The sequence below is a fragment of the Burkholderia sp. Ed8 genome (assembly GCF_040761425.1).
Taxonomy (GTDB): Bacteria; Pseudomonadota; Gammaproteobacteria; order Burkholderiales; family Burkholderiaceae; genus Burkholderia; species Burkholderia seminalis.
On sequence record NZ_CP142886.1, the window covers coordinates 3,115,140 to 3,127,623 of the forward strand.

At 57.0% G+C, this 12,484-nt stretch carries 9 protein-coding genes; 7 read left to right on the forward strand and 2 right to left on the reverse strand.

Translation table 11 applies throughout. From position 1 onward, the window contains the following. The first annotated feature begins 130 nt into the window (after positions 1 to 130). Complete coding sequence (locus VXM69_RS28185; RefSeq protein WP_367189589.1) at positions 131 to 4,171, forward strand: multiprotein-bridging factor 1 family protein; 4,041 nt, start codon at positions 131 to 133, stop codon at positions 4,169 to 4,171. A gap of 122 nt (positions 4,172 to 4,293) precedes the next feature. Beyond that, complete coding sequence (locus VXM69_RS28190; RefSeq protein ID WP_060157601.1) at positions 4,294 to 5,007, forward strand: hypothetical protein; 714 nt, start codon at positions 4,294 to 4,296, stop codon at positions 5,005 to 5,007. Between the two features lie 422 nt (positions 5,008 to 5,429). Here the strand turns inward: VXM69_RS28190 and VXM69_RS28195 are convergent, their stop codons facing one another. Then, entirely contained in the window at positions 5,430 to 6,056 is a 627-nt protein-coding gene (locus tag VXM69_RS28195) for a hypothetical protein (protein WP_124628853.1), read from the reverse strand. A 244-nt stretch (positions 6,057 to 6,300) separates the two neighbouring features. Between VXM69_RS28195 and VXM69_RS28200 the strand changes: the two genes are divergently transcribed. From VXM69_RS28200 to VXM69_RS28210, 3 genes are all read left to right on the forward strand, one after another. Continuing rightward, the gene (locus tag VXM69_RS28200; RefSeq protein WP_367189590.1) at positions 6,301 to 6,897 is read left to right on the forward strand and encodes a potassium channel family protein; all 597 of its coding nucleotides are present in this window, start codon (positions 6,301 to 6,303) and stop codon (positions 6,895 to 6,897) included. Between the two features lie 59 nt (positions 6,898 to 6,956). Then, positions 6,957 to 8,119 (forward strand): IS3 family transposase gene (locus VXM69_RS28205; RefSeq protein WP_175907396.1). Its coding sequence is split into 2 segments (ribosomal slippage): positions 6,957 to 7,212 and positions 7,212 to 8,119, totalling 1,164 coding nucleotides; the frame shifts between segments, so codons are not numbered across the junction. Positions 8,120 to 9,107: 988 nt separating this feature from the next. Beyond that, a complete protein-coding gene (locus tag VXM69_RS28210; RefSeq protein WP_155638539.1) occupies positions 9,108 to 9,743 on the forward strand; it encodes a hypothetical protein in 636 nt (211 codons plus the stop codon). Between the two features lie 242 nt (positions 9,744 to 9,985). On the opposite strand, the gene VXM69_RS28215 is transcribed toward VXM69_RS28210, so the two are convergent. Further along, positions 9,986 to 10,690, reverse strand: coding sequence for a glutathione S-transferase N-terminal domain-containing protein (locus VXM69_RS28215; protein ID WP_034186882.1), 705 nt, complete (start codon positions 10,688 to 10,690; stop codon positions 9,986 to 9,988). A gap of 125 nt (positions 10,691 to 10,815) precedes the next feature. On the opposite strand from VXM69_RS28215, the gene VXM69_RS28220 reads away from it, so the two are divergent. After that, positions 10,816 to 11,040 (forward strand): hypothetical protein, encoded by a 225-nt coding sequence (locus VXM69_RS28220; protein WP_367189591.1) that lies wholly within the window; start codon positions 10,816 to 10,818, stop codon positions 11,038 to 11,040. A gap of 277 nt (positions 11,041 to 11,317) precedes the next feature. Continuing rightward, a complete protein-coding gene (locus VXM69_RS28225; RefSeq protein ID WP_367189592.1) occupies positions 11,318 to 12,484 on the forward strand; it encodes an ABC transporter substrate-binding protein in 1,167 nt (388 codons plus the stop codon).

A 12,484-nucleotide genomic window follows, 5' to 3' on the forward strand; every position in this document is an offset into this window, starting at 1 on the left:
GATGCCTTCCCATTGAAAGCCGAGTTCGCTGCTCGGGCCTCAGATCAATGTCGTCTGCCAACACACATGCGCTTGACTGAACAGCATCAGCGTCCTACATTGATCTCACATTTTAAATATGAGGTTGAGCTTGGGCGACGAACTTGTTCCGGAGCAGGTGAAAGCTGCTCGGGCACTTTTGACCTGGTCTCAGCAGGAGTTAGCCAGAAAGGCCCGCGTCGCCACGTCGACAATCGCAGACTTCGAGCGTGGGGTTCGTACGCCGATGGCCAATAACGCCGAGGCCATCCGAAACGCCCTCGAAGCTGAAGGGCTTCAATTTGTTGCCGGCGGCGTTGTTGAAAAGAGCAGACTCCCGACCTCCCCTCGAACTGCTAGCCCAGGCGGATTGATGCGCTGGGTGAATGCAACGGACCTCTCCCAGTGGGGAGAGCGAAGGGACGCGCAGGGCGCTATGCCGGAGTTGCTTCGCCGCTTGATTTTTGCGACGGTAGGGCCAGCGGCAGACGTCCGTTTCCCGTCGGACGAAAGCGTCCAGCACGGTGGATGGGACGGACAATGCATAACCGATATCGGGGCAGCCTATGTCCCAACTGGAAATTCAGTATGGGAAATCGGGACGCAACGCACGAGGATTAGCAAGAAAGCGGACGACGACTTTGAGAAGCGCACGGAGGAGCCGCTCGGGCAAGATCCTTCGCTAACGACCTTTGTCTTCGTAACGCCTCAACGATTTCCCAAAAGGGATGATTGGATCGCGAAACAAAAGGCACGCGGCGTTTGGCGAGATGTTGCGTTAATCGATGGCGACGATCTTGTGCATTGGCTCGAAATGTGTCCAGCGGTAGCACAATGGCTATCGATCAAGATAGGTCGTCGCCCCCAAGGACTGCGGACCTTGGAAGAAGTTTGGTCCGAATGGATAGGGGCGAGCACGATAACCATCACCACGGATGTGCTTCTTACGGGACGTGATGAAGATCAGATAGCGGTACTTAGGTGGCTACGAGAACAGCCGCAGCTTCTTTCGCTGCAGGCAGACGATCCAGAAGAGGCAATGGCTTTCCTGTATGCTGCAATCAGTCCGCTGCCTGAGCACTATAGGTTGTGGCATTGGAGCCGCTGTGTTGTCGCTGAAAACAGTGACGCAGCGAGGCAACTTGTCGGGCTCGGGACGCCGCTGATTATTGTCCTCTCCGACCCGGAACCCGGGCTTGCGCAACGACTGGTAGACGAGCGACATCACGTTTTCGCCGCATATGGCTCCAGCACAAGCAACCATTCAAGCGGCATGAGACGGCTCCGTAGGCCATGGAAATTCGATCTCAAACTGGCACTTGTCCAAGCCGGCATAGAAGAGGAAGACGCCTACGCGTATGCACATGCAGCGGGGCGAAGTATTACTGTGCTGCGGAGGTTGAAACCCGCAGCCCCGCACCAACAGCTTGAATGGGCAAAAAAGGCTGACCCGGCACTGATCGCGGCCATGTTCGCCGGGGCATGGGTGGGAACATCAGCACAAGATCAGAAGGTGCTCAGTGAACTGGCTGACCACCCGTACGAGCAAATCGAGGAAGTGCTTATACCGTTAGCGACTTCGGCTGGCGGCCCGCTGGTTCGCTCGGGAGAACTCTGGAAAGTCGTTTCACTCCGCGATCTCTGGATGCAGATCGGCAACCGGGTTACGCCGACCCAGCTAGACCGTTTTGAACAGACCTTTCATAAGGTACTTGGCGCGGTCAATCCACGCTTCGCGACGCGCCCGAAGAGTATCTATTATGAGGCGGATGGCGAATTCGAGGAACAACCATCTGCAGCGGCCCGCAGTGGTCTGACGGAGGCAATGATCGCGATCGCCGTTCTTCAAGAGGGAGTTGTCCTCGCTTCCGATCTCCGGGGACGTGTCGACCGCGCAGTTCGCAAGCTCTTCGATAATGCCGGGCCGTCCCTATGGTGGTCACTTTCCGGCGACTTCATGAATCTGGCCGAAGCCGCACCTAGCGCGTTCCTGGATGCCATAGAAGCAGGCCTCGATGGGAATGACCCACCGATCATGTCTCTGTTCCGTAGCGATGAAGGGATGTTACATCCCACGGAATACTTGTCGAACTTGCTATGGGCATTGGAGATACTGGCTCGAAGTCCGGATTACCTCGCAAAATCCGCGCTGCTGCTCGCACGCCTCCATGAAATTGATCCGGGAGGAAAGTGGAGCAACAGGCCTTTTGTTTCTCTCCGACGCATTTTTGTCAGTTGGTCTCCGCAGACGTACGCGACTCCCGCCGAGCGACTCAAAGTAATCGACACAATCACGCGGCAGCATCCGGCAGTCGGATGGTCACTCTTGCTGAAGCTGGCACCCAGTTTTCATGACGTGACGGAGCCTTCTGCGAAGCCCAAATGGCGCGATTTCACACCGGATAGACGCGAGGAAATTACCGTGCAAGCGCTCGGTGAAGCAAGCCGTAATATCGGCCAGCGTCTGCTGCTGAACGTCGGAAATGATTTGGGGCGGTGGATTCAACTGCTGGATCGATGGCCGAATTTTGATTCCGAGTGGCGCAAACAGGCGACCGAACAATTGACCATCATGGCCCGCGGACTTGACGATCCCAAAGAGATTGAGGCAATGCGCGACCAGCTACGGTCCTTACTGTCTCAACACCGCGTTTTTTCGGACGCGCAATGGGCAATGCGTGAAGATGATCTGAAGCCGCTGGATGCCGTTTTCGAGACGCTACAACCAGCCGGCACGCAGGAGCGCGTCCGATGGCTTTTCCGCCCCGGCGCGGCGACGTTGGGACCGAATGTCGACTGGAATCTCGAGCAAGCCGACTTGGCAAAAAAGCAGGTCGAGGCGGCAAGCCAGTTATTGGCTGAGTTGCCCGAGGAGGATCTATTCGCTTTCGCGTCGACAGTTACGATGCGACATGCTCTCGGCATCGGGATTGCAAACGCTGATGTACAAAGTGAACTCAAGCATGCGTTGATGAAGAGAGGTATTTCCGCTGCTGAACCTGCAGAAGCAGATGTCGGCCTGGGTATCTTCCGGGGGCTAATGACGCAAGCCGGCACGGATGGAGCTTCCTGGACCCGGCGTTTGTGGCAGCAGGCCATAGCTGAGGGCTGGGGGCCGGAAGCCGAGGTCCGAATCGTTCGAGGACTTCCCGTAGAAAGATCTACATGGGAAGAGATAGACCATCGTGGTCTAACATTGAGTGAGACCTATTGGCGTTCATTGCCTGTGTACTGGATTCCTCGAGATGCAGAGGCTGGTGACGTTGTCGAACGATTGCTGGAATGGGGCCGTGCTGTTGACGCCATTAGTTGGCTATCCCACCATATTGAGACAAAGCCCGCTGGGCACTTGCTCGTCGCAGCATTACGCGCGGCAACAAAACTCGCTCAGCCGCTTGAAGGAAACGCTGCAACGATGCTCAGCCATAACGTTGGAGTGATCCTCGACCATCTCGATTCCGATCCAAGCGTAAGCGAGCAAGAAATCGCCAGCCTGGAATTTATCTATTTCGATTCCCTGCGTTACTCCCGGCGCTCCACACGAACTCTTCACCGTGCCCTGGCCCGAGATCCAGAATTTTTCGTCTACCTGATCAAGTTGATTTTCCTTCCGGAAGAAGGAAGTGGCATTGTCGAGACGGATTCTGTCGATCCGGCAAAAGCGCAGGACTTGGCGAGTCACGCATATAACGTGCTCGATGCATGGTCGCATGTACCTGGCGCAGATGATCAGGGAGAAATCGACGGGGAGTCGCTTGAGCTTTGGATAAAGCAGGCGCGCAAACTTCTCTCCGAAGCCGGACGCACAACCATCGGGGATCAGAAGATCGGTGAGATCCTGTCGGCGGCAAAGCGTAAAGCCGACGACCCATGGCCCCCCGAGCCCGCGCGTGCAGCTATCGAACTTGTCCGGAGCAAGGAGTTGGAACGAGGCTTGGAACTCGGCGTGTATAACCGGCGTGGCGTAACAGTGCGAATGCCGCACGATGGGGGCGATCAGGAGCGCGGTCTCGCACACCGATATCGGCGGGATGCAGGCGAACTTCGTTTTGATTGGCCACGAACTGCGGCATGCTTGGAGCGAATAGCCGAAATGTACGAAGCCGATGCAAATCGGGAGGATATTATGGCCGACCAACGAGACTGGCTTTAATCCAGGTCAAGCACACCAATAGTGAAGTGATCCGAATAAAACGGGTATCAACGCAACGAATTGGCCTGTGAATACAAACTGCATGAGCTTCGGCAACGCGACCAACCGCGAGACACACTGACATGGCCGATATCCTTAGTTTTGCGTCCGTAGACGGGGTGATGCTGGACGGACTGTGCTTCTGCTCCCGGGTGTACGCGATGTTCAACGCGCTCTCCATGGAACCTGATTTCCAGACGCGCTTACGCATGCGGCCGACAAAATTTGAAAAAAGATTGATTGAAGAATTGGTACCGCTGGCGCGTTACGTGCAGCTCAACTACACGCGAGGTGTCAACATATCGCTATGCTGGAGTAGCGGAAACCAACTAGGAGAGGCCACTATTAGAAGGTCGGGCTTAGCGGTTCAGTGGGGCGAACGACGAGCGGAGGGGATGCTTGAAGTTACGCAGGCAGTCCATAAACAGGACTACCTGTTACGTGAGCTACTTGACACGCAAGGTCACTCGTTCGCACCAGACGGAATCAGCGTAGAAGGTAAAGCACATCAAGGCAATCGCGTTGTAAGGTCAGAAGCATACGCGTACGGCAACAACGAAGCCATCGCGAAGCAGATCGTGATCGTGGTCGATGCGATTAAGGCCAAAGTGGCTAAACCCTACCCGGACAATGTGACCTTGATCGTGCAAGTCACGTTGACCGGTGTGTTCACGCCTCACGAATGGAACCAGCTAGTGCAAGGCGTTCGGGACAACCTGCCCGAACATCGATTTGATGAAATTTGGTTGCTCGATGCCAGCGATCGGTATTACTCTCGCATACCGTCCCTGCCCTAGCCTTTCTTTCGGCTCGCATTTGTCACATACGGCGATGGCGCAACGTCTTGCCACCGCTGCCGCGAAGGATCAATGCAGTAATGACAAGGTCGACCAGATGCGATGGTTTGGCGGCCCCTCGGTCTTGACGGGCGAGTTCAGGGTCGATACTTGTTAATTTAGTTGCCAGTCGTCACAGGATACTCGAGCGGTCGGTAAGTGGTGCGAACCGGTCACCCGCGGAACGCCGTTGTCGAGCTGGTCAACGTCGCCTTCTGGCCGAATCCGGAAGCTCGAAGTTGGTGGCCAGTCGCCCGCGCTGGCACCGGCCGCCGAACTCCCACTGCCGACCCGTCGCGGTCAGTCACCGCATTCGATCTGCACCGTCGCGTTCCGAAGTACAGCAGACGCACTTTTGGGTGGCCTTGATCTGCACAGGCCGGTCAACTTAGCTCGGGCGTGCGCTGAACTATGCTTAGAATTTTGCGCTCTGACCACCCGGCGTATTCTCGTCCCTTATCGGTGACCTGAATCGATGGCCCAACAATTTGAATGCATAGGTGTTTTTGAAGTGCATCAATGATCGCCTGACGTTCGATTCCTTGCGGGATACGATGAATCCAATACGCTTGGTACGCGTCGTCTGTGGTAGTGCCCAAACCGACTAGCCACTCAAGAACATGTTGGGTAGCTGGAGCAAAAAAATAATTCAAGAAGTGATATTCCCACATCCTTGCTGCGACACGTTCGGCAAGCATCACAGCCCTTAGCTTCTCCTGATCAACAACAGAAAGATGAATTTCTTTCAACACCGAAGGTTCATCGCCGGCCACTGGAATCGATTCAACAGTGTCTTTCGAAGCTGCTTCTTCCTCAAGCTTTGCCTGTTGTGTCGTTAGTTTCCCGCCCGGAAATTCGAGGCTGGCAATGCGGTTGATCAGCGCTCGCAACTCTGTTCGAAACCAAAGCGTTCCGATTGTCGCGCCGACGCCCACAACTACAGGCCATGCAAGCAATACCTTCAAGTATTCCAGCAAAAGCTTCCAGTCGGAAGAGCATGCATAATGCATCGTGACCCCCGCGTTTTTTGCTTGTGCGGCGAATGTATCATGCAGTCTTCCCTTCGTTCGATAGCATCCGTGGCGAAGACCTCTGCCGGAATGAAGCAGTCGTTCAAATGGCTAGGTTATTGATCGACCGATGGCCACCCATGACCGTCTGGAGATGACTGCGGATGTTCGGATAATTGGGATGTTAGGCACGTCTTCGGACAGAACCGCCGTTTGCTCTCTCTCACTCACCAGGACGAAATCGATGCCACAAAAAGAAACGACCCCGCCAGCTAGTATCATGAAGGGACTGCCCGAACCGCACGACAAAGGTGTTTTAACGTCGAGACTGGGCCGGGTCGTTGAAAGGGCAGCATATGTAGACCTTTTGCTTGTCGCAGGGGGCATCTTACTGTTGGGATCGTTGTACTATCTTTGGATACCCAAAGGCAACGGACTGGCAAGCAATGGTCAGGCTGTGTCCCCCGACTTCCTCGAGGCGCTCTACTTCTGCATTGTCACGTTCACGACGCTCGGATACGGCGATCTTTCGCCGATTGGTATGGGAAGGCTAGCGGCGGCACTGATTGTCATATCGGGTTTGATAATGACCGTGCTGCTAATCGGAAAGTTCGCTTCAGAGCGCCAACAATCGACGTTGCTTCTTCTTTACACAAGCGACGCTCAAAGACGACTAGAAGGTTTTACGGCGCAAATCAACGAGCTGCGCACCAGTCTTGAACGCTTAGCGCCGGGCAGGAGGGCCGCCAGTCGATTGCGCGATACACTTCAGTCCCTTGAAAACTCGATAGAGGCAACTTTCAGCTACGCGATATTTAATGCAAACCAGGCACGTCTGTAGTGGTCTAATGAACCCGGACACTGATTTAGGCGAGAATGCTCGCCATGAAGAGGTGTCTAATGACCAAGCGACGTCGTACGTTTTCCCCGGAGTTCAAACAGCAAGCCGCGTGTCTGGTGCTCGACCAGGGCTATAGCCATATGGAGGCGAGTCGCTCGGTCGGCGTCGGCGAGACGGTACTGCGCCGCTGGGTGCACCAGCTTCAAATGGAGCGTCAGGGTGTCACGCCGCAGGGCAAGGCAATCACGCCGGATCAGCAACGCATTCAGGAACTCGAGGCGCGTATCGAACGCCTCGAGCGTGAGAAGGCCATTTTAAAAAAGGCTACCGCGCTCTTGATGTCGGAAGGCATAGAACGTACGAAGTAATTGATCAGATCTGCGCAGGCGAATCAGTCGAACTGATGTGCGCGGTATTCGACGTATCGCGGTCCTGTCTGTATGCGTACCGGGAGCGTGCCCAGCGCGTAGATGCCGAGCGTATGGCGTTGCGCCACCGGGTGCACGAACTGTTCGTCGAGAGTCGAAGCTCTGCTGGCAGCCGCAGCATCATGGGCATGATGCGCGAGGAAGGCACGGCGATTGGCCGCTTCAAGGTAAGTCGCTTGATGGAAGAGCTGGGGTTGATCTGCAAGCAGCCCGGCAGCCATGCGTACAAGCAAGCTACGGTCGAGCGGATCGATATTCCGAACCATCTCAACCGTCAGTTCGAGGTTGATGCGCCGAATCAGGTCTGGTGTGGCGACATCACGTATGTCTGGGCGCAAGGCCGTTGGCATTACCTGGCCGCCGTACTTGATTTGTTCACGCGCCGAGTCGTCGGCTGGGCGTTCTCGACACGCCCGGATGCCGATCTGGTCGTGCAGGCGCTGGACATGGCCTATGAGCAGCGTGGTCGGCCACAAGGGTTGCTATTCCACTCGGATCAGGGCGGTCAGTATGCGAGTCGGAAATTCCGTCAGCGCCTGTGGCGCTATCGGATACAGCAGAGCATGAGCCGTCGCGGAAACTGTTGGGACAATTCTCCGATGGAGAGGCTGTTCCGCAGCTTCAAGACAGAATGGCTGCCGTCAGTGGGTTACATGTCGGCGCAGGAAGCACACCGGGATATCAGCCACTACCTGATGCATCGGTACAACTGGATACGGCCGCATCAGTTCAATGACGGACTGGCGCCGGCTGTTGCGGAAGAAAAACTTAACGCAGTGTCCGGGGTTGGTTGACCACTACAGTCTAGTAGAATTTGGCAATGAAAGTGCATTGAAGGCGTTATACCGGGAACTAGCGAACGTCCAGGAGACATGCGTATTAATCTATAAACTCGCTATCGATGATGTTGCGGTAAGCGATTGCTCACTTAATCTTGCCCAGCGGCTCTCAGATTTGATGAACATCATGGTGGTATATCATCGAAAGAAGTCGAGTTCCTATGCTTCGATGGTCTTTGAAAGTATCCGAAGTGCGATCCTTTTACTTTTCCTAAAATTCCTCAAATGTATATATACTTGGTTGAAACCCATGCGAGCGCCGAATGATAGCGGCACTCTACTGGTCAAGAAAAAGCTCCGAAAAATTATAAAACGGATCGAATCGTGCGTTGTCAAGGTGGATTCGGGTGTACATGTTGGAATCTGCAAAAAGATGAACCTCGTGGCTTCCGATCTAGGCCATTGGGCGGAACGCAACGAGACACCAGCGCTGCTGTTGAAAGTTCTGGAACTAGTGCCGCCGGGGGCACTGCAGGAGTGGCCAAAGGACCTTAACTCGCATATCGGAAAAAAACTGAAAATCACAAATACTCTCGCGCGTCAGTGCATTTTAAGGCTTCGAGACCAGGGCCGGCTCCCCAAGATATGAGTGGACCTGCGAACCGTATTAGTCTCCGGCTTTTTGCGTGTGCTTTGTAGTGGCAATGCGAACGCGTTACCCTCCGTTCGGTGACGCATACCCGCCGCTGACCTAATAATCGACCAGCATCAGCTTTGGCCGACGAGCGACACCGGCTCTCGGCTATGGAATGACGAGTTGCTGGGTGGAACAGCCGTCTCAATGTCTGGCGACGAAGCCAGACCAAGGTCTCCTCCTGGCCGGCAGCCGCCGGAAACAGGCCAGTTGGCGAACATCGTGCGATCGTGTCCAGCCCACGGGTAAACTCGGGCACGGGTGCTGCAGTTGCATTGATGGATATACTAGACAAAAAAGGGAGTACCTTTGCAAACGACAAAACGTAGCCTTAACGATTACTCAGCGTCATACCGCGAACAACTATCTGACGCCATTGCACAGGCTAAAATCCTAGGTTTCACCCGGCCGCCGCTAATTTCTGCCGCTGCGAACATTGCAGACGATACCTTGCGCTGCACCTCTGAGTTGGTAAATTACCTCTCAGGTTTCTTTGACATGATTATTCCCGGCTACTGGGGCAACTCCTGTCAAACTTTGTCGACAAATATTTTCGCCCAACTGAATAACGCGGGTATTCCTGCGGACATTGTGCTCGGCAATGTCATCATCAATGGCACGGACGAATTTGAAACCACCTTGGAAAGCTTGCAAGCTGAGGTGCGTGCCACGGTGCCTCATTACGGGGCGCAAAGAGTCCACGCATGGGTTTCGCTGGGTGGCGATACCATTGTCGATGCCGCACTTCCTCCACGGTTGGTCAAGCATTACAACGCACCGGAGCACTTCAATGACACGATATTCATTGGAAGGGCTGCAGAGATGCTCGCGAGATTTAAGTTGCAATACCAGCCAATCCTTGTTGGTACGGAGTTTTTCGCCAAGACAAATCCACCCGATCCGATGGATCTACTTAGCGAACTAACGAAGCGACGGCGGTCCTGACGACAAGAAATGCGCCCGCGTGGCTGCTCTTTCGAGGCGTCGAAACGGTACGCCTTCCTCGCTTGCGGATGGCCGCTTTTGAGTACGCCGCTGACACCCGAATGACCGGGGTGGCCTCCTGCGATCGTCCGATACTGGCCGAACGCCGACATTCCTCCCCGACGTCCCCCCGGAACTCCACGAAGAACAAAAAAGCCCGCCGCGCAATGCGGCGGGCTTGAGCGACACAGGGCCGCCCAGATTCAGCCGCGTGCCGGGATATTGAGCCCGCGTGCGACGGCCGGACGGGCTACGAACGCGTCGAGCGCGCGCGCCACGTGCCGGAATTCGCTGAAGCCGACCAGGTCGCCCGCTTCGTAGAAGCCGACGAGATTGCGCACCCAAGGGAAGATCGCGATGTCGGCGATCGTGTAGGTGTCGCCCATCACCCACTGGCGGTTCGCGAGATGCGCGTCGAGCACGGCGAGCAGGCGTTTCGACTCGGCGACGTAGCGATCGCGCGGGCGCTTGTCCTCGTAGTCGCGGCCGGCGAACTTGTGGAAGAAGCCGAGCTGGCCGAACATCGGCCCGATGCCGCCCATCTGGAACATCACCCACTGGATCGTCTCGTAACGGCCGGCGAGATCCTTCGGGATCAACTGGCCGGTCTTGTCCGCGAGATAGATCAGGATCGCGCCCGATTCGAACAGCGGCAGCGGCTTGCCGTCGGGGCCGTTCGGGTCGATGATCGCCGGGATCTTGTTGTTCGGGTTCAGCGACAGGAATTCGGGCGAAAACTGGTCGTTCGTGTCGAAGCGCACGAGGTGCGGCTCGTACGGCAGGCCGGTTTCCTCGAGCATGATCGACACCTTGACGCCGTTCGGCGTCGGCAGCGAGTAGAGCTGGAGACGGTCGGGATGCTGGGCCGGCCACTTTTGCGTGATCGGGAAGGCGGACAGATCGGGCATGAAGGTTCGCTCGTCGAAGGGAATGTTCCGCGCTCCGTCCGTACTGCCGCGTGCACCGATGGACCACACGCGGCGGCGGGCCGGGGCGCGCCGAAAACGCCCACTGTAGCCGATCCCTGGAATCGATGCAGGCATCGCCGGCCCCGCGCAGGCAGCCGTTAGCGTTCGATGACGCAAACACGCGCACCGGCCTCGCCTGCGCGTCGACGTACATGGTGGGGCAGGGCATCTCGATTCCGCGCGTCACCAACCTTCAAGACCTCATGGTCGACATGGCCGATGCGAGCGTCACGAGCGAGGAACGGGCCGAATATTTCAGTGCAGTCCGGGAATTGCCGCTGCCGCGCTGAAAGCGTTCTCTACCGGATCATTCACTTGGCAGGCCCTTGGCGGTCATCCAGCGTGAGTCGAGCCGCCCAGCGACATATGATGTCCTAACACGTATCGCGTCCCGCGGCATGGCGCCCCTCGAAATAGTCTGTGCCAACCGGATCGTATCTCGGCGGAAGGTTTTTGTCAGGGAAAGTCCCGTCCCGCGCGCCACGGTTTTTTGTTGACCGACATCGTATAACGCCGTCATGATTTCCTGAAAAGAAAGGTCCCATCCACCGACCGAAGTGAGGAGACATGAACACCACCACGATCGCTCGCCGTGTCCGCCGGATCGCACTCGCACTGGGTTTCACGCTGTCGGCCGCGGCGGCCGTTGCGGCGCCCGTGTCGCTGAACATCGTCGACGTCGCGGGCAACCTCCAGCTCACGCAGAAGGCCATCGAGGCGTTCCGGGACAAGAACCCGACCCTCGTGTCAAATGTCACGTTCACGAATGCGCCTGCGCCGCAGCTGCCGGGCAAGATCAAGGCGATGCAGGCAGCGGGACGCGCCGACATCGATCTCGTGCTGACGGGCACCGACGCGCTGGCCGCCGGCATCGAACAGAACCTGTGGCTCAAGCTCCTTCCCGATAATGCAGCCGCGTTCCCCGGCGTGCTCGACAGATACGCGCCCGGCCCGCGCAAGATGCAGGATCTCGCGCAGGGCTTCGGCCTCGAAGTCACCTACATGCCGGCCGGCCCGCTGCTCGAATACAACCCGGCGAAGGTCGGCAACCCGCCGAAGACGCCCGATCAGTTGCTCGCCTGGTGCAAGGCGCACCCGAACAAGCTGATCTATGCGCGTCCGGCGAACTCCGGCCCGGGCCGCACGTTCCTGATGGGGCTGCCGTACGTGCTCGGCGACAAGAATCCGCAGGACCCGATCAACGGATGGGACAAGACCTGGGCGTTCCTGAAGGCGCTGAACGACTGCGTGCCGTACTACCCGGGCGGCACGTCGGCGGTGATGAAGGAGCTCGGCGAAGGCACGCGCGACATGACCGTGACCGTCACGGGCTGGGACATCAACCCGCGCGCGCTCGGCATCGTGCCGACCGAGTTCCGGATCCAGGCATTCGACGACATGACGTGGGTCAACGACGCGCATTTCATGGTGATTCCGAAGGGCGTGCCGAAGGACAAGCTCGACGTGCTGTTCAAGCTGATGAACTTCCTGCTCGAACCGGCGCAGCAGGCGATGACCTACGACGACGGCTATTTCTATCCGGGCCCGGCGGTGAAGGGCGTGACGCTCGAGATGGCGCCCGCGCACAGCCAGGACGTGGTCCGCAAGTTCGGCCGCCCCGAGTACGCGAAGCTGCTCGCCGATCGCCCGCACGTGCAGCCGCTCAGCGCACAGGCGATGGTCGCCGCGTTCCAGAAGTGGGATCGCGAGATCGGTTCGCAGAAATCGAAGTGA